The organism is Pseudomonas sp. Root401, assembly GCF_001425105.1.
In the GTDB taxonomy this organism is placed as follows: domain Bacteria; phylum Pseudomonadota; class Gammaproteobacteria; order Pseudomonadales; family Pseudomonadaceae; genus Aquipseudomonas; species Aquipseudomonas brassicacearum.
This window is the reverse complement of sequence record NZ_LMDO01000064.1, coordinates 314,635-336,070: the sequence shown is the minus strand read 5'-3', so window position 1 is coordinate 336,070 and position 21,436 is coordinate 314,635. Positions and strand designations below refer to the sequence as shown.

The 21,436-nt window shown below is 63.9% G+C and carries 17 protein-coding genes; 6 read left to right on the top strand and 11 right to left on the bottom strand.

Going from position 1 to position 21,436, the window contains the following annotated elements; all coding sequences use genetic code 11:
* Window positions 1-14: 14 nt before the first annotated feature.
* Window positions 15-569 (bottom strand): cysteine hydrolase family protein, encoded by a 555-nt coding sequence (locus tag ASC85_RS28720; RefSeq protein ID WP_057452326.1) that lies wholly within the window; start codon window positions 567-569, stop codon window positions 15-17.
* A 98-nt stretch (window positions 570-667) separates the two neighbouring features.
* On the opposite strand from ASC85_RS28720, the gene ASC85_RS28715 reads away from it, so the two are divergent.
* The 3 genes from ASC85_RS28715 (at window position 668) to ASC85_RS28705 (ending at window position 3,842) form a co-directional block, all read left to right on the top strand.
* Window positions 668-1,663, top strand: a complete 996-nt coding sequence (locus tag ASC85_RS28715; protein ID WP_057452325.1) for a GlxA family transcriptional regulator — start codon at window positions 668-670, stop codon at window positions 1,661-1,663.
* A gap of 327 nt (window positions 1,664-1,990) precedes the next feature.
* Window positions 1,991-3,094, top strand: a complete 1,104-nt coding sequence (locus ASC85_RS28710; RefSeq protein ID WP_057452342.1) for a DUF3182 family protein — start codon at window positions 1,991-1,993, stop codon at window positions 3,092-3,094.
* The gene (locus tag ASC85_RS28705) at window positions 3,084-3,842 is read left to right on the top strand and encodes an alpha/beta hydrolase family protein (RefSeq protein ID WP_003206064.1); all 759 of its coding nucleotides are present in this window, start codon (window positions 3,084-3,086) and stop codon (window positions 3,840-3,842) included. Before ASC85_RS28710 ends, ASC85_RS28705 begins: the two co-directional genes overlap by 11 nt.
* Before the next feature lie 136 nt (window positions 3,843-3,978).
* Here ASC85_RS28705 and ASC85_RS28700 read toward each other — a convergent pair whose 3' ends face one another.
* Genes ASC85_RS28700 through ASC85_RS28685 form a run of 4 tightly spaced genes read right to left on the bottom strand, consistent with a single transcriptional unit; the run spans window position 3,979 to window position 7,994 of the window.
* Entirely contained in the window at window positions 3,979-4,980 is a 1,002-nt protein-coding gene (locus tag ASC85_RS28700; RefSeq protein WP_057452324.1) for a lysylphosphatidylglycerol synthase domain-containing protein, read from the bottom strand.
* Window positions 4,967-6,265: a cardiolipin synthase ClsB gene (gene clsB / locus ASC85_RS28695; protein ID WP_057452323.1), complete on the bottom strand. Its 1,299-nt coding sequence runs from the start codon at window positions 6,263-6,265 to the stop codon at window positions 4,967-4,969. The genes ASC85_RS28700 and clsB overlap by 14 nt, the downstream gene beginning before the upstream one ends.
* A complete protein-coding gene (locus ASC85_RS28690) occupies window positions 6,262-7,071 on the bottom strand; it encodes an endonuclease/exonuclease/phosphatase family protein (RefSeq protein ID WP_057452322.1) in 810 nt (269 codons plus the stop codon). Before ASC85_RS28690 ends, clsB begins: the two co-directional genes overlap by 4 nt.
* Window positions 7,068-7,994, bottom strand: coding sequence for a DUF72 domain-containing protein (locus tag ASC85_RS28685; protein WP_057452321.1), 927 nt, complete (start codon window positions 7,992-7,994; stop codon window positions 7,068-7,070). Before ASC85_RS28685 ends, ASC85_RS28690 begins: the two co-directional genes overlap by 4 nt.
* A 324-nt stretch (window positions 7,995-8,318) precedes the next feature.
* Here ASC85_RS28685 and ASC85_RS28680 point away from each other — a divergent pair, with 324 nt between their 5' ends.
* Complete coding sequence (locus tag ASC85_RS28680; RefSeq protein WP_057452320.1) at window positions 8,319-10,406, top strand: mechanosensitive ion channel family protein; 2,088 nt, start codon at window positions 8,319-8,321, stop codon at window positions 10,404-10,406.
* 118 nt (window positions 10,407-10,524) lie between these two features.
* Here the strand turns inward: ASC85_RS28680 and ASC85_RS28675 are convergent, their stop codons facing one another.
* Window positions 10,525-14,838, bottom strand: coding sequence for a DEAD/DEAH box helicase (locus ASC85_RS28675; protein WP_057452319.1), 4,314 nt, complete (start codon window positions 14,836-14,838; stop codon window positions 10,525-10,527).
* 238 nt (window positions 14,839-15,076) lie between these two features.
* Between ASC85_RS28675 and ASC85_RS28670 the strand changes: the two genes are divergently transcribed.
* Window positions 15,077-15,961 carry a sugar nucleotide-binding protein gene (locus ASC85_RS28670; protein ID WP_053188636.1) on the top strand — a complete coding sequence of 295 codons (885 nt, stop codon included), beginning with the start codon at window positions 15,077-15,079 and terminating at the stop codon, window positions 15,959-15,961.
* Complete coding sequence (locus ASC85_RS28665) at window positions 15,954-16,883, top strand: NAD-dependent epimerase/dehydratase family protein (protein WP_057452318.1); 930 nt, start codon at window positions 15,954-15,956, stop codon at window positions 16,881-16,883. The genes ASC85_RS28670 and ASC85_RS28665 overlap by 8 nt, the downstream gene beginning before the upstream one ends.
* A 277-nt stretch (window positions 16,884-17,160) precedes the next feature.
* Here the strand turns inward: ASC85_RS28665 and ASC85_RS28660 are convergent, their stop codons facing one another.
* The 5 genes from ASC85_RS28660 to ASC85_RS28640 form a co-directional block, all read right to left on the bottom strand.
* Window positions 17,161-17,859, bottom strand: a complete 699-nt coding sequence (locus tag ASC85_RS28660; RefSeq protein ID WP_057452317.1) for an OmpW/AlkL family protein — start codon at window positions 17,857-17,859, stop codon at window positions 17,161-17,163.
* Window positions 17,860-18,119: 260 nt separating this feature from the next.
* Window positions 18,120-18,638, bottom strand: a complete 519-nt coding sequence (locus ASC85_RS28655; RefSeq protein ID WP_013694320.1) for a DUF3299 domain-containing protein — start codon at window positions 18,636-18,638, stop codon at window positions 18,120-18,122.
* Between the two features lie 11 nt (window positions 18,639-18,649).
* Entirely contained in the window at window positions 18,650-19,915 is a 1,266-nt protein-coding gene (locus ASC85_RS28650) for an ABC transporter permease (protein WP_057452316.1), read from the bottom strand.
* Window position 19,916: 1 nt separating this feature from the next.
* Window positions 19,917-20,627 carry an ABC transporter ATP-binding protein gene (locus ASC85_RS28645; RefSeq protein ID WP_053187667.1) on the bottom strand — a complete coding sequence of 237 codons (711 nt, stop codon included), beginning with the start codon at window positions 20,625-20,627 and terminating at the stop codon, window positions 19,917-19,919.
* A gap of 157 nt (window positions 20,628-20,784) precedes the next feature.
* Window positions 20,785-21,372, bottom strand: a complete 588-nt coding sequence (locus ASC85_RS28640) for a DUF2796 domain-containing protein (protein WP_053187670.1) — start codon at window positions 21,370-21,372, stop codon at window positions 20,785-20,787.
* Window positions 21,373-21,436: the final 64 nt, after the last annotated feature.

Below are 21,436 nucleotides of genomic sequence, written 5' to 3'. Positions count from 1 at the left end.
GATGTGCCGTGTATTTAGCGATTGGCCACCAGGAATTGCTCGGTGCTCACCACACTCGCGTAGGCAAACCCCAGCGCGGCCATGAACGCCGCATGCACCTGGGCAGCCGGCACGACGACGCCGTTGAATTCCAGGTCTAGGGTAGCGCAGGCATCATGGATCACCGTGACGCCGTAGCCCAGGTCCGCTGCCGCCCGCACCACGCCGTCGACGCACATGTGGCTCATGCTGCCGACCACCACCAGTTGTTCGATGCCGTGCTGGTCGAGGAGGGCTTGCAGTTCGGTTTCGCGAAACGCATTGACGAAGTGCTTGAGTACTACCGGTTCATCGGCGCGGTTGAGCACCTTGGGGTGCAATTGGGCGCCTTCGGAGCCTGGGGTGAAGAAGGGCGCGTCGTCGGAAGTGAATTCGTGGCGGATGTGCACCACGCTGTCGCCGGTTTGGCGAAAGGCTTCGATCAACCGTGCGGCGTTATCAGCGGCGGCTTGGGCGCCGACCAACGGCCATTTGCCCTGGGGGAAGTAGTCGTTCTGGATATCGACTACGATGAGCGCTTGCTTGGACATGAAGGCTTCCTTGATCAGGTGGGGTAGGGCGCCAGTATTGGCGTTTACCGTCGATTCGAGGATTGGCCGCAACGACAATAAGCGAGGGAAAACTGACAATGACGCAACAAAGGGCAGTCGCCGAGCTTGGCGTGCTCATCTACCCCGGTGCGCAAATGGCGGCGGTGCATGGCTTGACCGATCTGTTCGCCGTCGCCCAGCGGATCGCGGCCGAGCACGCCAGCGCACCATTGCCAAGGTTGCGGGTCAGTCACTGGCAGACCGACAACGGCGAGGCGCCGCGGCGGGTGTTCGACAGCGAAACCGGCCCAGCGGGCCCGTTAGTGGCGGTGCTGATTCCGCCGTCCCTCGCCGGTTTCGATGACGACCTGGCCGCGCCAACGCTGATGGCTTGGCTGCGTGCGCAGCATGCGGGCGGCACCGTGTTGGGCGGTGTGTGTGTGGGCTCGATCCTGATGGCCGAAAGCGGCCTGCTCGATGGGCGCAGCGCTACCACCCATTGGACCTCGGCCAAGGATTTCGCCGCCCGTTACCCGAAGATCAAGCTCAACGCCGACAAACCCATTGTCGACGACGGCGACCTGATCACCACCGCCGGGCTGATGGCCTGGTCGGAACTGGGGCTGCGCCTGGTGGACCGCCTGCTCGGGCCCAGCATCGCCACGCGCACGGCGCAATTTCTGGTGATCGAGCACAGCGACAGCGCGAGCCAGTGCGGCAGTAATTTTGCGCCGATCCTCGGCCATGGCGACCCGGCGATTCTCAAGGTCCAGCATTGGTTGCAAAGCAGTGGCGCGGTGGAGGTTTCCCTCGGTGCGATGGCCGAACGCGCCGGGTTGGAAGAACGCACCTTCCTGCGCCGGTTTCGCGCCGCCACCGGGCTCAAACCCACTGAGTACTGCCAGCACCTGCGCGTCGGCAAGGCCCGGGAAATGCTGGAGTTCACCAATGGCACCATCGACCACGTTGCCTGGACCGTCGGCTACCAGGACCCGAGCGCCTTTCGCGCGACGTTCAAGAAAATCACCGGGTTGGCGCCGAGCGATTACCGGGCGCGGTTTGGGGTAAGTCCGCCGAGCGTTCCCAAAGGCTGACACTGACCCTTTGTGGCGAGGGGATTTGTGGGAGCAAGGCTTGCCCGCGATGGAGGCGCCTCGATTTCTGAAAGACCGCAGCGCCTTCATCGCGGGCAAGCCTTGCTCCCACATAGACTCCCTCGCCACAGGAGGGGGCGTATGCTGCTGGAGATCGTGCAATTTGCCGGATGCCTGCCGTCTCTCGTGCAGAATGAAACAGGCCCGATGCTATCAACTGCGCACAAGACGCCCGCTTGGCTGACCATTATTGCCGATGCCACCGTTGGCCTGATCTCTGCACCTGCCCTTATCCAAAGCCATCGAGCGCAGGAAAAAGGGCAAGGCATGACACCAGTCAATCGCAACAAGCGGGTAGTGGCCTATTCGGTCAATCCACAAGCACCGTGCCATGAGGTCGAGACCAATCGTGCACTGGCCCAGTGGCTGGCACAGATCCTGGGATGGGAGTACGGCGACAGTCATGACCCTCAGGCCGGTCATGATCTTTATCTGTTGCCCACGCAAACCCTGATCGGCACCGAAACCTTGATGCGCCTGGGTGTCAAAGGGCCGGAGGACGTGTGGGGCGGGTATGTCGAGCATGATTTTATCTGCACCAAGGCGATTACCCATGGTCTGTTGAATAAGGACGCCGTGGCGCCCAAAGGCTGGTCGCCGCTGTTTGCCAAGCTCACGCGAGGCGCGGTGCTCGATGGCGTGACGGTCTTTTCGCTCAAGGATGCGCGCCCCGCCGCCGAGCACTTGCTGTACACCGGGCCGATTCGCCTCAAGCCGATCCATGCCTGTGCCGGGCGTGGGCAACGGCTGATCAAGAGCCTGGCGCAGTTCGATGAAATTGCCGCCGGGCCCGACGCCCAGGCGCTGTTTCGCGATGGGGTGGTGCTGGAACAGCACCTCAACGAGGTCAAGACCCAGAGCGTCGGCCAGAGCTTCATCAACGGCAAGGTCCTGAGTTATTGCGGCGTGCAACACCTGACCCACGACAGTGAAGGGTTGGAGGTGTACGGCGGCTCGGACCTGCTGGTGGTGCAGGGCGGTTATATCGAGTTGCTCAGGCTCGAACTGCCCGACGATGTGCGCGAGGCGGTGCGCCTGGCGCAAGTGTTCGATGAAGCCGCCAACCAGGCCTACCCGAGCTTTTTTGCATCGCGACGCAATTACGACATTGCCCAGGGCCTGGATGCCGCCGGCCAGCCGCGTGGCGGTGTATTGGAACAGTCATGGCGCATGGGCGGCGCCAGCAGCGCCGAACTGGCGGCGTTGCAGGTGTTCGTCGAAGCGCCGCAAACCAGCGCGGTGCGGGTGTCCTCGGTGGAGACCTACACCGAGCAACCGCTGCCGCCCGGCGCGAGGGAGGTCTATCGCGGCGCGGCGCACAACGGCGACTTCCTTCTCAAATATGTAACGGTTCAATCCTATGACGGCTAGAAGTGAAACCATTCAGATCGAGATTGACGATGAACGCATGAACGGGACGTTCCTGAGTCCCAAGTCGAAGGTTCCTGGTGTGTTGTTCGTGCACGGCTGGGGCGGTAGCCAGGAGCGGGACCTTGAACGGGCCAAAGGCATCGCCGGCCTGGGTTGCGTGTGCCTGACCTTCGACTTGCGTGGGCACACCGGCGGGGCGGGGATCCCGTTGGCGCGGGTCACCCGCGAGGACAACCTGCGCGACTTGTTGGCGGCATACGACCGACTACTCGCGCACCCGGCCTTGGATACCTCGGCGATTGCCGTGGTGGGCACCAGTTATGGCGGCTACCTGGCTTCGATCCTGACTTCGCTGCGCCCGGTACGCTGGCTGGCCCTGCGGGTGCCGGCGCTGTACCGCGACGAGCAATGGCACACGCCCAAGCGCGACCTGGACAAGACCGACCTGCTGGATTATCGCAGCACGCTGGTGCACGCCGGAACCAATCGCGCCTTGCATGCGTGTTCGCAGTTCACCGGCGATGTGCTGCTGGTGGAGTCCGAGACCGATGCCTACGTGCCCCATGCCACCATCATGAGCTACCGGGCGGCATGCCAGCAGACCCATTCGCTGACCCACCGGATCATCGACGGCGCCGACCATGCCTTGAGCGATCCCGTGTCACAGCAGGCCTACACCTCGATCCTGGTGGACTGGATCACGGAAATGGTGGTGGGAGAGCGGTTGAGCATTATCCAGGAGCGGTAGATGTGCGGTGTTCAGGAGGGCCTCATCGCGAGCAGGCTCGCTCCCACAATGGACCTGTGTGGACCCAATCTTTCGAACGCTACAAATCCCCTGTGGGAGCGAGCTTGCTCGCGATGGGGCCAAACCAGGCAACCCATCACTTGGGCCCAGGCTTGACCCGCAACGCCTTGGCCTTCGCCTCGATCACCAGGTACATCACCACGGTAATCAGCAACGGCAGGATGAAATAGATCGCCCGGTAAGCGATCAGCCCCGCCAACAGGCTGCCCCGCGACACTTCATGTTGCAACAGGGCAACGAACACCGCCTCCAGCACCCCAAGCCCCGCCGGAATGTGGGTGATGACCCCGGCAATGCTGCTGATCAGCAGCACCCCGAGTACCACCGGATAATCCAGTTTGCCGGGCAGCAACGTGAAGATCACCGCCGCCATCAACGACCAGTTCAGCGCGCCCAACGCCAGTTGCAGCACCGCCATGCGCAGCGATGGCAGGTTGATCTCCATTCCGCGAACGGTCCAGGCCCGGCGCTTGGAAAACCGGCAGGCCACCAGGTAACCCGCGCTCACCAGCAGCAACAGCGCGCCGACGCCTTGCAGTGCATCGCTGCTGAGTTTCCAGCCCGGTGGCATGGTCACCAGGCCGCTGCTGAACACCACGCCGGCCAGGGTCATGTAGCCGAACCAGTTGGTGGCCAGGCTCAGGCCGAGGATCTTGGCAATGTTCCCGGTGCTGACCCCCAGCCGCGAATACAGCCGATAACGCATGGCGATGCCACCGACCCAGGCGCTGAGGTTGAGGTTGAACGCGTAACTGATCACCCCCACCGGCAAGATCTGCCGCCAACCCAGTTTCTGGCGGATGTAGGTGCGACCGATCAGGTCGAAGCAGGCATAGGTGATGAAGCTGGTGGCGGTCAGCGCGGCGGCGATGATCAAGGTGCGCGCCTTGAAGTCGGCCAGGGTGGCTAACACCTCGGACCAATCGATACGCCGGGCCAGGGCGGTGAACAGCACGATCAGCAGCAGGAAGAACGCCAGGGTCAGCGGTCTTTTCCAGCGGCTCCAGCGGGATTTGGGCTTGGACTGTTCCGGCGCATGGGCATCTCTCGGCGCGGCGTGCGCTTCAGAGTGGTTCATGGGGTTCGCTCCGGACCGCCGTCGGCGGCGAAAATGGTTTCAGACGCGGTTTATGGGCCGGCAGCCAGCCGGCCCAGGCCGGGAAATGGCGCAAACAGTGGAACACCATGAAACCGATGGTCATGCGCCACAACAGGCCCCGGGGGGCGTGGTCCTCGGGCATGGCGGTGCAATGGTTGCGGCTCAGGTAGTCGAGGCGCTCGAACAGCTCGCGGTTGAACGCCCGGTCGCGGATCAGCACATTGGCTTCCAGGTTCAGGGACAGGCTCAACGGGTCGAGGTTGCTCGAGCCCACCGTGCTCCAGTCCTCATCCACCAGGGCGACCTTGCCGTGTAGCGGTCGCTCGCAATATTCGTAGATCACCACGCCGGCCTTGAGCAGGTAGCTGTAGAGCATGCGTGCGGCGAGCTTGGCGATCATCATGTCCGGCTGGCCCTGCAGGATCAGCCGCACCTCCACGCCGCGCCGTGCCGCGTTGCGGATCTCGCGCAGCAACCGGTAGCCAGGGAAGAAATAGGCATTGGCGATCACCACCCGCCGCTGGGCACTGCGCAGCACCTGCAGGTAGACCTCTTCGATGTCGGTCTGGTGTTCGTGGTTATCCCGGTAGACCAGGCGCACCTGGCCGTCATGGTCGTTGAACGCCAGCGCGTTGCGGCGGCTGCGGCGGCGTTGCCACCAGTATTTGGCCCGGGCGGGCCGGCCACTCTGCAACAGCGCGAAGTGGTGGATATCCACCACCGCCGGGCCTTTGACCTCCACGGAATAGTCCTGCTTGGCCTCGGCGCCGAAATCGCCCAGGTGGTCGGCGGAAAAGTTGATCCCGCCGATAAACGCAATCACCCCGTCCACCACCACGATCTTGCGGTGCAGGCGGCGGAACCAGTTGGTGCGGATCCCCAGGCGCCGGGGCGCCGGGTCGAACATCTGCAAGCGCACCCCGGCGTCGCTCAACGAGGCCAGGAAGGCGGTGGTCAACTCACCGCAGCCGAAGCCATCGAGGCTGACGGTGATGCGCACGCCACGCGCGGCGGCTTCGACCAACAGATCCCGCAGTTCAATGCCGACCTTATCCTCGAACAGGATGAAGGTCTCAATAAGGATTTCTGTCTCGGCCCGGCGAACGGCCTCGAAGACCCTGGGGAAAAACTCCTCGCCGTTCTCCAGCAGCTTGACGCGATTGTTGCCGTGCCAGCCGTATTCGATATCCGTCAGCGCCGGGTTGCGCTCGGTGGGTGGCGTCTCGACCTGCTCAACCGTCGCCTTGTTCATCGTCGCGCTCATAATTCGATCTCCACCGACAGCGGTGCGTGGTCGGAGAGGTGCGACCAGGGTCGTACGCTCAACACCTTGGGATGATGGGCCTTGAGGTTGCGCACGTAGATGCGGTCCAGGCGCAGGACCGGCAGGCGCGCCGGAAAGCTGCGGGCCGGTTTGCCCCACTGTTCGGCGAACACTTCCCGCAGGCCGCAGGGTTCGAGCAGTTCACTGGCCTTGCCGCGCCAGTCGTTGAAGTCGCCAGCGACGATCACGGGCGCGTCGGGCGGCAGTTCGCTCAAGCGCTGGCAAAGCAGCTTGAGTTGCTCGACACGATGACCTTCGCGCAGCCCCAGGTGCACGCAAATGGCATGCACTTGCGGTCCATCACCCGGCAGGCGCAGCACGCTGTGGAGCATGCCGCGGTTCTCATGGCCGCTGATGGACACGTCGAGGTTGTCGTGGCGGATGATCTGGAATTTCGACAACAACGCGTTGCCGTGGTCGCCCGCCGGGTACACCGCGTTGCGCCCGTAGGCGAACTGCGGCCAGAGGCTGTCGGCCAGGAATTCGTACTGCGGCATGCTCGGCCAGTTGCTGTAGCGCTGGGGGTGGTGTTCGTGGGTGCCGTGGACTTCCTGCAAGAACACCACGTCGGCGGACACGCTGCGCACCGCTTCGCGCAGTTCCGGCAGGATGAAACGGCGGTTCAGGGCGGTGAAGCCCTTGTGGGTGTTGACCGTCAGCACGGTGAAACGGCTGACCCGGTCGAGATCCTGGGCCTGTTGCTGGGTCGGCTCGTGGGTCGCTTCGCTGGCTTCCGGGCGGTTCATGGCAACACCCCTTCGGCCGGGCGTTCGCCGGGCGCGGTGGCGAGGTCCTTGTCCAGATGGAAGTGTTCCAGCAAGTGGCGTGCGTCATAGGGCGCGCGGACTTTGATGTCGTTGTCGAAATAGCAGAACACTTCCCGGCTTTTGCGGGCCCGGGGCTTCTTGTCGGGGTCGATCAGGTGGGCGTCGGCGGGTTGCTTGCCGTGGCTCCAGGCCTCGATCCGCTCGCCCCAGCGCCTCAACGCCTCGTCGGTATAGCCGCTGGCGTACAGCTGCTCGGCACCGTGCAGGCGCAGGTAGACGAAATCGCTGGTGACGTCTTCGCGATAGGGCCATTTACCGGCGGTATCGGCGATCACCAGGGCCACGTCGTAGCGCTTGAGCAGCGTGACGAAGTGCGGGTCTAAAAAACTGTCATGGCGGATTTCCACGGCGTGGCGCATTGGGCGCTTTTTGTCAGTGGTGGTGCTGGCGTGGCCGTCCAGGCGCGGCTCGTGCTCGCGGGCCAGGGTGGCGGCGCCTTCGGTGTCGTGGGGCAGTTGCTTGAGGAAGTCTTCGAACAGCTCGGGGTCGAATTTGAAACTGGGTGGAAACTGCCAGAGGATCGCGCCCAGCTTCTCCTTGAGCTCCAGCACACCGGAGGCGAAGAAATTGGCCAAAGGCTTGCGGATGTCCCGCAGGCGCTTGATATGGGTGATGAAACGCGGGGCCTTGACGCTGAACACGAAGCCGGACGGTGTCTCGGCATACCACTGGGCATACCGTTCGGGGCGTTGCAGGGCGTAGAACGATCCATTGATTTCGATGCTATTGACCGCTCGCGAGGCGAATTGCAATTCCCGTTTCTGGGTCAGTCCCTTGGGGTAGAAATCCCCCCGCCAAGGCGTGTAGCGCCAGCCGGAAATACCAATGTGGATCGCCGTCATGTATCCCTCCCGTGCCAATGACCTCGTACTGCCTGTGTCTTGTGATGACTGTTGCGCGGCCCGGAAAGTTTCGATGGGGTGCCCAGCGGCGAAAAAGGCGATCGGGGCGAGGGGATCTTCCTGCTGAACTGCGCCTGTAGGAGCTGCCGAGTGCAACGAGGCTGCGATCTTGTCCCAGACAATTGAGTCGCAAGCGAAAGCTCAAGATCAAAAGATCGCAGCCTTCGGCAGCTCCTACAGACCTTTACATTCCGCCCAAAACCGAACTTGCCGGCCCAATATCGATCAGTTCCTTACCGCCCCCCTGTGAAGGAGCCTCGCGTCTTGTCTCGATTGAGCACTGTATTGCTGCTGTTCCTGCTGGCGATGACCGGCACCAGCGCCTACGGGACCGCCGCTGTCCCTGGCGCCGCCAAGGCCGATGAACCGCCCGCCGAACCCGCGCCGCTGGTGCAGGGCGGTTTATTGGGGGCCATCAGTTCGAGCATCGACGACGTCCAGGACAAGCTCGATCTCAACCAGAGCCTGGTGGATGCCTGGCGCTTGCGAGCGGACCGTGCGGCAGATGAGGTGGACCGGCTGGTGGACCAGACGTCCCGTTCGTCCTGGCGCGTGGCGGGGGATTTCCTGTTGTTGTCGAGCGTCTGGATCGGCGCTTTTGCACTGATCTGGTCGGGGGCGCGGCTGCTGCTGCGCCATCTGGGCCGGCGCCGCTGGTTGCGCAGCCGCCAACGCCTGCGCGACCTGCTCGGTTATCTGCTGCCGTACACCGCTGCGGCGTTGATCTGCCTGCCGCTGACCCTGTACGTCAGCCACTTCCTGCAGGTCTCGGTCGGTCGCGCCCTGGCGCTGTGCTTCGCCTACGCCACCAGCAGCGGCATTTTCTCCACTTCGGTGTTGCTGTGCGTGATCGTGATGTTCAACGCTGGCCACAAACGCCGGGCGGTGACGATGATCCGGCGCTTCAGCCCCCGGCCATTGTTCATGATCGGTTTTCTCGCCGCCCTCAGCGATGCCCTGACCAGCCCGCAGATCGCCCGGCAACTGGGCGGCAACATCACCAGCAGCATCGCGGTGTTCACCGGCCTGTTTGCCTCGGTGATCTTTGGCTGGCTGGTGATTCGCATGCGCCGGCCCGTGGCGCACCTGATCCGCAACCGCCCGCTGGCCCAGCGCTTGAAGCAACCGGCCTTGCAAGAGTCGCTGCGGATTTTCTCCGGGCTCTGGTATTGGCCGATCCTGTTGATGGTGCTGGTGTCGGCGGTGAGCCTGATCGGTGTCGGCGAGGACAACCAGAAAGCCCTGCGCTGTGCGCTGTTCACCACCATCCTGCTGATCGCCACGGTGTTCCTCAGCACCGTGTTCCAACACGTCTTCAAGTCGCCCAAGGCCGAGGCCATCCAGCGCAACAGCGCCTACAAGGGCCGCCTGTTGAGCCTGCTGCACGCATTGCTGCGCATCGTCATGGCGGTGGTATTCATTGAGGTCCTCGGGCGGATCTGGGGGATTTCCCTGTTCGAGTTCGCCTCGCGCAATGCCATAGGCCGGGCGATCAGTGATTCCTTGAGTCGCATCGGCCTGATCTTCCTGATGACCTGGCTCACGTGGGTGGTGCTCGACACGGCGATCCAGGAAGCCCTGAAACCGCCGCTGAACAAGCGTGGGGCCCGCCAGCCCAGCACCCGGGTCAAAACCATCCTGCCGCTGTTGCGCAACGCGGCGAAAATCATCCTGGTGGTGATTTGCGCAATCACCACCATGGCCAACCTGGGCATCAACGTCGCACCGTTGCTGGCCGGTGCCGGGGTGGTGGGGCTGGCGATCGGTTTCGGTTCCCAGCAACTGGTGCAGGACGTGATCACCGGGCTGTTCATCATCATTGAAGACACCCTGTCCATCGGCGACTGGGTGGTGCTCAGCTCCGGCCACGCCGGCACCGTCGAAGGCCTGACCATCCGCACCCTGCGCCTGCGCGACGGCAAGGGCTTCGTGCATTCGGTGCCGTTCGGCCAGATCAAGGCCGTGACCAACCAGTCCCGGCAATTTGCCTTTGCGTTCTTCTCCGTGCAGTTCACCTACGACACCGATGTCGACCAGGCCATCGAGCTGATTCGCGAGGCCGGACGTTCGATCGCCGAAGACCCGTTCCTGAAATTCAACCTGCAAGGGCCGCTGGATGTGTTTGGCGTGGACAAGATGGACCTCAACGGCGTGGTGCTCACGGCGCAGTTCCGCACGGTGTCGGGTGGGCAGTATGCAGTGAGCCGGGCGTTCAACCAGCAGTTGAAGAAGCTTGTGGATAACCATCCGGCGGTGCACTTCGCGCAGACTTATCCACAGCAGGTGATGTTGCCCAAGCGGTTGGTCGAGGAGCCGAAGGCAGGGGAAGAATTGCCTGATCAAGCGCATTGATCGTTCCCACGCTCTGCGTGGGAATGCCTCTACGGACGCTCCGCGTTCGGTTTCCTGGGGACGCGGAGCGTCCCTGGCTGCATTCCCACGCAGAGCGTGGGAACGATCATGTGTCTGGCTAAAGGTGTTGAATCAGCTTGGTGCGAATTTCTGCCATCCCTTGAACATCCAATTCCACCCACAGATGCTGCTTGCTGGCAATCTGCGCCGCCACCGGCAAACCATCGCGATACACCAGCCGATTACTCGCCAGTGCCGGTACCTTCGCCCCCGGCAGCAAGGTGCCCGCCAGGTTCAGCGGGTCGACGCCGCACACCGCTACCAGGCTGCCATCGGTGGGGCGGCGGCGGGTTTCGCGCAGCAGCGGGATGGCTTCGGGCAGCGCGAACTGTTCGCCCGCCAGCCCGCTGACAAAACGCCCGCCGCGAATCTCGCCCCGCGCCTCCAAGCGATGAAAGGTGCGCAGCAGCTCGCGCCAACTCGGCAGCCAATCCGCCTCCCGCTCCAGCAAGCGCCAGAACACCACGCCGTAACGGCGCAGCAGGGTCATGGCGATGTGTTCCAGGGTGTCGGGCGGTGTGGGCGCGGGACGATTGCCTTGCGCAGGCGCGGGTTGGCTGCGGCGCAACAAGGCCCAGCGGCCGGCGTCGTCCATGCCACCGACAAACGCTCCGCGCCCGCGCCGACTGCTGCGGGCCTGGCGTTTGCTGGCGGGGGTGATCAGCGCGCGCAGGCCGGCGAAGCTGTCGGCATTCACCAACCCGGCGCCCACCAGTTCCTGCAAGGCGATTTCCAGTTCGCTGCGCAGCAGGTGGGCTTCGTGGGCCAGTTCATCGAAAAACAGCGCGCCGTGTTCGCTGAGGGCCTGATGGACTTTTTGCGTCTTGGGCGACAACTCATCCAGGGCCGTTTGCCCGGCCAGGCTGCTCCACAGCGCCACCTGGTTGCGCGGCAACAACACCACCGGCGTGCTGCGCAGGGCACTGGCGGAAGGCTTCTGGCGCGCACTCAGGCGCGTCCATACCCACTTGCCACTGCGGCACAACTCATCGAGCCAACTGGGCGAATAGTCCTTGATCCGCGCCGGCAGCAGGTCGCTGTCCCAGGCTGACGCCGCGGCCGGGAAGCCTTCGAACTGGCCGAGGATCGACGGCAACACGGCATTGCCCCGACCTTGGCTGGACGATGACAGGTGCTGCCAGTCGAACAGGAACCGCATGAAATCCTGCAACATCACCGGCTCGATTTCCCGGCGCAGGCGCTTGACCGTGTAGCGGTGGATGCGCGCCAGCAAATGCCGCTCGCACCATTCCTCCTGGCCGGTGCCCGGCGTGAACCGTCCGCGCAGCACATAGCCTTGTTGCTCAAGCTGCGCCAGGGCCTGGGTGACCTGCGGGGTCGACAGCCCCAGCGGGTAGGCGATGGCCTTCAACGGCAGCGGGCCAAAGGCACTGAGCCGGGCGCGGAGCACTTCCACCAGGGCTGCGTCGCTGTCCCAGGCTTCATCGAAACCGGCCAGGGACGTCAACGGCGGTTGCCAGCGGGCCTGTGGATAAACGGCTTGCAGGCAGGTCAGGCGCTCCAGCGGCACCCACAGGCCACGCTCGGCATTGATCTGCAGGTGACTGGCGCGACCGCTGGCGGCCAATGCCTGCAACCAATCCAGCCACGGCGCGTGGGCGTCGGCTTCGCTGTCGGCGATGCAGGCCAGGCTCATCAAGGCTTCATGCATTTCATCGAGATTGGCCGGCGCCGGCCAGGCCTCATCGCGAACCGATTGGATGGCTTCGGCGTCCAGTGCGCCGAGGTCGTCGGTGGCTTGTGGATCGCTCCAGCGCCGGTTGATCACCGCCTGGGTCCGTCGTTCTTCCAGCGGCGCGTCGTCGAGAAAGGTGTAGGGGCGGGCGCTGAGGATCTCTGCCGCCAGCGGCGAGGGCGCCGGCAGGTCGCGGCTGATCAGGCGAACCTCGCCCGCTTCCATGCGCCGCAACAGCGTCAGCCAGCCTTCGCTGTCCATGGCTTCGTGCAGGCAATCGTCGAGGGTCTGCTCCACCAGCGGGTGGTCGGGGATCTCACGCTCGCCGGCCAGGTTTTCCAGGCAGGCGATCTGGTCGGGAAACACGCTGGCGATCAGGTCTTCGCTTTTCATCCGCTGGATCTGCGGGGCGACTTTGCGCCCGCCGGCGTAGCGCGGCAAGGCCAGGGCCACGCCGGCGTTCCAGCGCCAGCGTACGCCGAACAGCGGCGCATCCAGCACTGCCTGGACCAGGATCTGCTCGGCGCTGTGGCTATTGAGGTAGCGCCACACTTCGTCCAGTTCGAAGCTGTGGCTGGTGGACAGCGAGAGCACGATGGCGTCTTCACTGGCGGCGGCCTGCAATTCGAAGTTGAAGGTGCGGCAGAAGCGCTTGCGCAAGGCCAGGCCCCAGGCGCGGTTGATACGGCTGCCGAAGGGCGTGTGGATGATCAGTTGCGTGCCGCCGGACTCGTCGAAAAACCGCTCCATCAGCAGCGTGTCCTGGGACGGCAGGGCGCCGAAGGCCATGCGCGCCGGGGCCAGGTAATCCACCAGTTGTTCAGCGCTGGCCAGGTTCAGTTGCAAGGTGCCGGTGAGCCAATCGAGGGCCGGTTGCAGGTTGCCCGGCGTGGCGGCCAGCAGTTGATCGAGCTGGGCTTGCAGGCGCGCCACGGCCAGGGACAATTCGGCGCTGCGCCCCGGCGCTTCGCCGAGCCAGAACGGGATGGTCGGCGGCTGTCCCTGGGCGTCCTCGACCCGCACGCGGCCGGTCTCGACGCGAATGATGCGATACGACGTATTGCCCAACTGGAACACATCGCCGGCAATGCTCTCCACCGCGAAGTCTTCGTTGACGCTGCCGATGTTCAAGCCCTGGGGTTCGAGCAGCACGGCGTAGTCGGCATTGTCCGCAATGGTGCCGCCGCTGGTCACCGCCGTGAGCTTGCTGCCGCGGCGCCCGCGCAAGGTCCGGGTCACGGCATCGCGGTGCAGGTAGGCGCTGCGCACGCCCTGGCGACCATTGAGGCCTTCGGCGAGCATCTGCAACAAGGCCTGATAGTGGTGGTCGTCCAGGTCCGTGTAGGGCGCCGCGCGGCGGAAACTCTCCAGCAGCGCCTGCTCCTGCCATTCCTGGCAACTGACCTCGGCGACGATCTGTTGGGCCAGTACATCCAACGGCGCCTTGGGGATGTGCAGGATGTCCAGCTCGCCACGGCGTACGCAGTCGAGCAGGGCGGCGCATTCGATCAAGTCGTCGCGGGTGGTGGCGAACAGGCGCCCCTTGGGTGTGCCGCCGACCTGGTGGCCGGAACGACCGACCCGTTGCAGGAATGCCGAGATCGAACGGGGCGAGGCGATCTGGCACACCAGGTCGACATCGCCGATATCAATGCCCAGCTCCAGGGACGCGGTGGCGATCAGCACCTTCAGCTCGCCGCGTTTGAGGCGTTGTTCGGCGTCGAGGCGAAATTCCTTCGCCAGGCTGCCGTGGTGAGCGGCCACGGCGTCCTTGCCCAGGCGCTCGCTCAGATGACGGCTCAGGCGTTCGGCCAAACGCCGGGTGTTGACGAACACCAGGGTGGTGCGATGTTCCCCGGCCAGCTCGGCGAGGCGGTTGTAGACCAGTTCCCACACGTCATTGGCCATCACCGCCGACAGCGGCACTGGCGGCACCTCGATGTCCAGGTCGCGGGGGCGGGCGTGGCCGATGTCGACGATTTCACAGGTGCGTCCCTCACCGACGAGAAAACGTGACACCGCTTCGATGGGCTTTTGCGTGGCGGACAGGCCGATGCGCATCAGCGGTTCGGCGCACAGGGCTTGCAGGCGTTCCAGGCTCAAGGCCAGGTGGCTGCCGCGCTTGCTGGCGGCGATGGCGTGGATTTCGTCGACGATGACTGTGCGGGTGCTGGCGAGCATCTGTCGGCCGGAATCGGAGCCGAGCAGCACGTAGAGCGATTCGGGAGTGGTCACCAGGATGTGCGGCGCGGTCTTGCGCATCGCCGAGCGTTCTTTCTGCGGCGTGTCGCCGGTACGCACGGCGGTGGTGATGTGCAGGGGCGGCAGGTCCATTTGCCGCAGCTGTTCGGTGATGCCGGCCAGCGGATTCTGCAGGTTGATCTGGATATCGTTGCTCAAGGCCTTGAGCGGCGAGACATAGACCACCAGCGTCTGGTCCGGCAGGCCGCCCTGTTCCAGGCCGCGGTGCACCAGGTCATCGAGCACGGCGAGAAAAGCCGTCAGGGTCTTGCCCGAGCCGGTAGGCGCCGCCACCAGGGTCGAACGCCGCTGGCCGATCAACGGCCACGCCCGGGCCTGGGCGGCCGTGACCGCCGGGAAGGTCTGGCTGAACCAGGCGCGAACGGCGGGGTGGAAGCCGGCCATGGCGTGGTTGGCTGGGAGAGGCAGATTCATGGGGCAGTTATGCGGGTGGGTTGGGCAAGATGCAAGTACCACTTGAGACCCTTATTGCCTGCCAGGGCCTCATCGCGAGCCTGCTCGCGATGAGGGCCTCAAGACCTGCACAAACCCGGCGATCTGCACATTGCGGATGACGGTTGCGCACTAAACCCGCAAAATGCAACGATTCCGACAACGCCTGCGGGCGTTGTCGACCAAATTCTTGTGCCAATAGACTGGGCCTGCTGACTTTATGCGAATGCGCCTTATGTTACTGGGCGGCGGAAATGCCCTTGGGCAGGCGCTGATTCGCCTCGGTGCAGAAGAAGACATCGGTTTTCTTGCCCCCCGCCCTCCCGAAGACGGTTGGGATGCCGCGAGCCTGACGCAACTGCTCGACGACACCCGCCCGGACGCCTTGATCAACCTGGCGTACTACTTCGACTGGTTCCAGGCCGAGGCCGTCAGCGAGCAGCGCCTGGCCAGCCAGGAGCGCGCTGTCGAGCGCCTGGCCGAGCTGTGCCAGCATCACAACATCGTCTTGCTGCAACCGTCGAGCTATCGCGTGTTCGATGGCTCCCGCGCCACGGCCTACAGCGAGAAAGACGAACCCGTGCCCCTGGGCGTGCGTGGCCAGGCGCTGTGGCGGATCGAGCAAAGCGTGCGCGCCACCTGCCCGCAACACGTGCTGCTGCGGTTCGGCTGGCTGCTGGACGACAGCGCCGATGGCATCCTCGGGCGTTTCCTGGCCCGGGCCGAACAGCCCGAAGAGCTGTTGCTGGCCGACGACCGCCGCGGTAATCCGACGCCAGTGGACGATGCCGCGCGCGTGATCATCTCGGTGCTCAAGCAACTCGATTGCGCGGCGCCGCTGTGGGGCACCTACCATTACGCCGGCCACGAGGCGACTACGCCGCTGGCGCTGGGCCAGGCGATCCTCACCGAAGCCCGCGCCCTGCATCCGCTGGCCATCGAGTCGCCCACCCCCCAGGCCCACGCCGCACGGCCGGACGCCGCGGAAGAACCGCAGCACGCGGTGCTGGCCTGCAAGAAAATTCTGCACACTTTCGGGATCAAGCCCCGCGCCTGGCGCGCGGCACTCCCGGGCTTACTGGATAGGTTTTATCGCCATGGCTGAAGGCCCTGTTTTAATCACCGGCGGCGCGGGTTTCATTGGTTCGCACCTGACCGACGCCTTGCTCGCCAAGGGACATTCGGTGCGCATCCTCGATGATTTGTCCACCGGCAAGCGCAGCAACCTGCCGCTGGACAACCCGGCGCTCGAACTGATCGAAGGTGACGTCGCCGATGCCGCGCTGGTGGCGCGGGTCATGGCCGGTTGCAGCGCCGTCGCGCACCTGGCGGCGGTGGCCTCGGTGCAAGCCTCGGTGGACGACCCCGTGCGCACCCACCAAAGCAATTTCATCGGCACCCTGAATGTCTGCGAAGCCATGCGCCAGAACGGTGTGAAACGGGTGCTGTTCGCCTCCAGCGCAGCGGTCTACGGCAACAACGGCGAAGGCGAGTCCATCGACGAAGAAACCCCCAAGGCCCCGCTCACGCCGTATGCCTCGGACAAACTGGCCAGCGAGTTCTACTTCGACTTCTATCGCCGCCAGCACGACCTGGAGCCGGTGGTGTTCCGCTTCTTCAACATCTACGGCCCGCGCCAGGATCCGTCCTCGCCGTATTCCGGGGTCATCAGCATCTTCAGCGAACGGGCGCAGAAAGGCCTGCCGATCACCGTGTTCGGTGATGGCGAGCAGACTCGGGATTTTGTCTACGTCGAAGATTTGGTGGATTTGCTGGTGCAGGCCATCGAAAAGCCCGAGGTGGAAGTGGGCGCGGTGAACGTCGGCTGGAACCAGGCCACGACCCTCAAGCAGATGCTCCAGGCCCTGGCCGCGGTGGTGGGCGATCTGCCGCCGATCAGCTACGGCCCGGCGCGCTCCGGCGACATCCGCCATTCGCGGGCCGACAATCATCGGCTGTTGCAGCGCTTCAGCTTTCCCCCGCAAACCCCGATGAGCGTGGGGCTGGCGCGGTTGTTGGGACGCTGATTTCAGCCTCGACAAAAAAAGGCGCCTTTCGGGGCGCCTTTTTTGTCACGGCCTACAACGTTGTGGCGAGGGGATTTAGCGAAACGTCGCACCGCCCCGTTGGGCTCTGTAGGTGCTGCCGAAGGCTGCGATCTTTTGATCTTTCGCTCGCGACTCAATTGTCTGCGACAAGATCGCAGCCTCGCTTCACTCGACAGCTCCTACGGTCAGCGGGGCGGTGCGACGTTTCGCTAAATCCCCTCGCCACAGGGTGTTGTCATCTTGCAATTGCGCAGGCTTAGAACTTGTAGCCCAACCCCACCATGTAGATCCATGGGTCCACATCGACATTCACCTTGGCCCGGGTACCACCGGCCACGGCGTTGTTGTCCACATACGCGGTGGTGTCGATGTCGATGTAGCGAATCTGGCCGTTGATCATGATGTTGTCGGTCAACATGTAGTCCGCGCCCACTTGCCACGCCATGCCCCAGCTGTTGCTCGCGCGGAAATTGCTGAAGCCGTTGGCGCTGGCTTCGCTGCCGACGTGTTCGTCGTAGATCCAGGTGTAGTTGATGCCGGCGCCGACATAAGGCTGGAACGTCGACTTGGCGTCGAGTGGGTAGTAGACCAGGCTCAGGGTCGGCGGCAGGTGCTTGAGGGTGCCGAGCTTGTTGTTGGCCGCGCCCAGGGCGGTGCCTTTGATCTTCACGTCGTGCTCGAACGGCGAGGCCGCCAGCAGTTCGATCCCCAGGTTGTTGGTGATCATGTAGGCGAAGTTCAAGCCCAGTTGCGTGTCGCTGCTCATGGTCGCCTTGCCGCCCAGGTCGGCACCGGCCAGCGGGCCACGGTCGACCTTGACGCTGGAGCTGTCGGCTTCCGGGTTGACGGTGATGGCACCGGCGCGAACGATGATGTCGCCAGCCGTGTGGGCCTGGGCGAGTGGGGCAGCGAGCGCGAGGGCGGCGAGGGAAGCGCAGAGCAAGGACTTGTTCATAAGGGCTCCAGAGGGCATCGAAATTTGATGTCCCATGGTACGAAGCCGTCTGGTCCGGTCTTTTGACACAGCTCAATGAGTCAGGGGGTGTTTAATTGACTCAGCTCAATAAAAACGCTGATGGGAAAATTTGAGGGAACCATCGCGAGCAAGCTCGCTCCCACATTATTCGACCGTATTCTTTCTGAAGAAACACGATCAACTGTGGGAGCGAGCCTGCTCGCGATAGCTACCTCACCAACAACACATCACCACCGCATTCACTCCGGCAGCTCATACACATAAATTTTCTCCGCCTCCATCTGATACCCGGCATCGGCCAGTTCACTGGTGGATGGCTTGACCTGCATCGGTCCTTCGACCCAGTACGGCTGGTACAACTCGTCGAGCTTGACCCCGACTTCACTTTTCACATGCACGATCTGGTTGGACGGCGGTGGCGGTACGTGGATGCAGGCGCCGAAATACGGCACCAGCAAGAAGTCCGTGGTGCGACCTTCCTCGCTGACTTCCAGCGGCACGATGTAGCCCGGTAAACGAATCTGCTGGCCATCGAGGGCCTTGACCACCGGGGCGTTGGGTAAATCCTGCTTGGCCGCTGGGGCGGATTCGGCGGCCAGGGCATCGCTCATCTTCGACAAGTCGTGCAGCGGCGTCATGTTTGGCACTTCCGGCGGCGCGTCCGGCGGGATCATTTCCGACCAGGCCAGGTCCCTCGGCTCGGCCGCCCACAGCGGCAGGGCAACCATCATCAACAGCGCAAGCAGGGCGCGGGGCATCTTCAACGTCCTCATAAACGGATCGACAGGCCGTCGGCCAGCGATTGGCGATAGGCGCGCCAGGCCGGCACGCTGCCCATCAGCAGGGCGGCGACCAGGATGCCAGCCAACAGCGTCCATTCATATTCGCTCGGCCAGCTCAGTGGCAGGTACAAGCCGTAGGCCGACTGCACGTAACCCTGGGCGGCGGCGATGCCAATGTACAGCAGCGCCAGCCCGGCGGTGACCCCGGCCAGCGCCAGGGCAAAGGCTTCGAGCACCAGCAGCGTCGCGATGTGCCACGGCCGCGCGCCCACCGAACGCAGGATCGCCATTTCCCGACGACGCTCATTGAGGCTGGTGAGAATCGCCGTGAGCATGCCGATCAACCCAGTCAGGACCACGAACAACGAAATCACGAACAAGGCTTTTTCCGCCGTGCCCATCAGGCTCCACAATTCCTGCAGCGCCACGCCGGGCAGGATGGCCAGCAGCGGTTCGCCACGGAACTCATTGATCTCGCGCTGCAAGGCAAAGGTGGAAATCTTGTTGTTGAGGCCGAGCATGAACGCGGTGATCGCCTGGGGCGTGAGGTCCATGTTGCGGGCCTGGTCGGCGCTGATGCGGCCATTGCCCTGGGCCGGCACACCGTTCTTCCAGTCAATGTGGATCGCCTCCATGCCGCCGAGGCTGATGTGCAGCGTGCGGTCCACCGGGGTGCCGGTGCGCTTGAGAATCCCGACCACGGTGAAGGGCTTGTCGTCATGCTTGACCAGGCTGACCACCGCCACGCCGTGGGCCAGCACCAGTTTGTCGCCGAGTTTGTAGTGCAGCGCCTCGGCCACTTCGGCACCTAGCACCACTTCGAACGGATCGGTTGCGAACGCCCGGCCATCGGCCAGCGCCAGGTGTTGCTGGCGGCCGTACTGGTAATGCTCGAAGTAGGCCTCTGTGGTGCCCATCACCCGATAACCACGGTGGGAATCGCCAAGGGACATGGGGATCGCCCACTTCACTTTCGGGTTATTGGCGAACTGTTCGAAGCTGTCCCAGCGGATGTTGTTGGTGGCGTTGCCGATGCGAAACACCGAGTACAGCAGCAGGTTCACAGAACCTGAGCGGGCGCCGACGATCAGGTCGGTGCCGCTGATGGTGCTGGCGAAACTGGCCCGCGCCTCGGTACGTACCCGCTCCACGGCCAGCAACAAACAAACAGAAAGGGCGATGGCAAACGCGGTGAGGATCGCGGTGAAGCGGCGGTTCGCCAGGCTGGCCATGGCTAGACGGAACAAATACATCTCAAACCTCGAGTGGCGTGGCGGCGCGATTGAGATCGGCCAGCGACAGGTTGCGGTCGAACAGCGGCGCCAGGCTCTGGTCGTGGCTGACGAACAACAGGCTCGACCCGGCCTCGCGGCATTCGGCGAACAACAGCCGCAGGAAGTTTTCCCGGGCGTCGTAGTCCAGGGCCGAAGTCGGTTCGTCGGCGATCACCAGTTCCGGTTGGCCGATCAGCGCCCGGGCGGCGGCGACCCGTTGTTGCTGGCCGATGGACAACGAGTCGGCACGCCGCTCCAACAGGTTCGGATCGGTCAAGCCCAGGTGGGCCAGCAGCGTGGCGGCGGCCTGATCGACGCTGCCATGGCGCTGGATCGCCCGTTGTGCGCGCAATTTCGAGAAGTGGCAGGGCAGTTCGACGTTCTCGCGCACCGAGAGAAACGGCAGCAGGTTGAATTGCTGGAAGATGTAGCCGGTGTGGTCGACGCGAAAGCGGTCGCGACTGCCGGCGCCCAGTTCGGTGAGTTCCTGGCCGAGCAGGCGGATGCTGCCGCGATCCGGTGTCTGCACACCGCCCAGCAGCCCTAGCAAAGTGGTCTTGCCGCTGCCGCTCGGGCCCTTGAGAAACAGCGTCTCACCGGCCTCCAGGCGAAACGCCGGGATATCCAGCAACGGCGGATGCCCGGGCCAACTGAAGCCCAGGTCGGAGAGTTCGATGAGTGCTTGGGTCATATTTGCCGCTTCAAAGTGGAACCTGTGGGGGACCTGTGGGAGCTGAGCTTGCTCGCGATGAGGGCACCACATTCAACTTGGATGTTGATCGTTGGGCCGCTATCGCGAGCAAGCTTTGCTCCCACCAGGCTTGTTCCCACATTGGGGTTGCGATGAATCAGAACTTCAGGGCTGGCGCCTTGGCCGTCACTTCCACGCCTTGCTGGCCGCTCGGGCTGATCAGTTGTACCTGAATTTTCTGGGTGGCCGGGAAGGTTTTGAACAGGGTCGCCAGGTCCAGGTTCTTCAGCGCACCCGGGGCGGCGCAGGTGAATTGGTAGTGGGCATGGATCTCACTGTGCTCGTCGTGGTGCTCGTCGCCATCTGCGTCTTCGTCATGGTCGTGATCGTGGTCCGGTTCATCGCCGAACAACGGGCTTTCCAGTTCCTGCTGGGCCACGGTGCATTTGGCCGCAGCGGGCAGGTTGAACAGCGCCAGCGGTTTGTCCAGCTGCGCGCGTACGGCGGCGACCTTGGCCTTGTCGGCATCGCTGGTGGCGGCGTGTTCGAAGCCCACCAGGTTCATCGCCGGGCTTTCCAGTTCCAGCTCCAGGGTCTGGCCGTCCAGGGCAGCGTTCAATCGGCCCACACCGTGTTCATGGGCGCCGAGGCTGCCATGCTCGTGGTCATGATCATGCTCGACCGCTGCGTGAGCGACAGCCAATGGCAGCAGGGCGAACGGCAAAGCGAGAAGCAGACGACGCATGACGAGTCTCCGAAAAGGTTATGTAATCTTATAACGAAAGTGCGGAGAGTTTGACCGTCTGCTT

Bases quoted from the DNA above. Each gene is read 5' to 3' on its own strand.
- ASC85_RS28645 (WP_053187667.1), bottom strand. From the start codon at position 20,627: ATGACCCAAGCACTCATCGAACTCTCCGACCTGGGCTTCAGTTGGCCC.
- ASC85_RS28705 (WP_003206064.1), top strand. From the start codon at position 3,084: ATGACGGCTAGAAGTGAAACCATTCAGATCGAGATTGACGATGAACGC.
- ASC85_RS28710 (WP_057452342.1), top strand. From the start codon at position 1,991: ATGACACCAGTCAATCGCAACAAGCGGGTAGTGGCCTATTCGGTCAAT.
- ASC85_RS28640 (WP_053187670.1), bottom strand. From the start codon at position 21,372: ATGCGTCGTCTGCTTCTCGCTTTGCCGTTCGCCCTGCTGCCATTGGCT.
- ASC85_RS28655 (WP_013694320.1), bottom strand. From the start codon at position 18,638: ATGCCCCGCGCCCTGCTTGCGCTGTTGATGATGGTTGCCCTGCCGCTG.
- clsB (WP_057452323.1), bottom strand. From the start codon at position 6,265: ATGAGCGCGACGATGAACAAGGCGACGGTTGAGCAGGTCGAGACGCCA.
- ASC85_RS28670 (WP_053188636.1), top strand. From the start codon at position 15,077: ATGCGAATGCGCCTTATGTTACTGGGCGGCGGAAATGCCCTTGGGCAG.
- ASC85_RS28660 (WP_057452317.1), bottom strand. From the start codon at position 17,859: ATGAACAAGTCCTTGCTCTGCGCTTCCCTCGCCGCCCTCGCGCTCGCT.
- ASC85_RS28700 (WP_057452324.1), bottom strand. From the start codon at position 4,980: ATGAACCACTCTGAAGCGCACGCCGCGCCGAGAGATGCCCATGCGCCG.
- ASC85_RS28685 (WP_057452321.1), bottom strand. From the start codon at position 7,994: ATGACGGCGATCCACATTGGTATTTCCGGCTGGCGCTACACGCCTTGG.
- ASC85_RS28650 (WP_057452316.1), bottom strand. From the start codon at position 19,915: ATGTATTTGTTCCGTCTAGCCATGGCCAGCCTGGCGAACCGCCGCTTC.
- ASC85_RS28720 (WP_057452326.1), bottom strand. From the start codon at position 569: ATGTCCAAGCAAGCGCTCATCGTAGTCGATATCCAGAACGACTACTTC.
- ASC85_RS28715 (WP_057452325.1), top strand. From the start codon at position 668: ATGACGCAACAAAGGGCAGTCGCCGAGCTTGGCGTGCTCATCTACCCC.
- ASC85_RS28690 (WP_057452322.1), bottom strand. From the start codon at position 7,071: ATGAACCGCCCGGAAGCCAGCGAAGCGACCCACGAGCCGACCCAGCAA.
- ASC85_RS28665 (WP_057452318.1), top strand. From the start codon at position 15,954: ATGGCTGAAGGCCCTGTTTTAATCACCGGCGGCGCGGGTTTCATTGGT.
- ASC85_RS28675 (WP_057452319.1), bottom strand. From the start codon at position 14,838: ATGAATCTGCCTCTCCCAGCCAACCACGCCATGGCCGGCTTCCACCCC.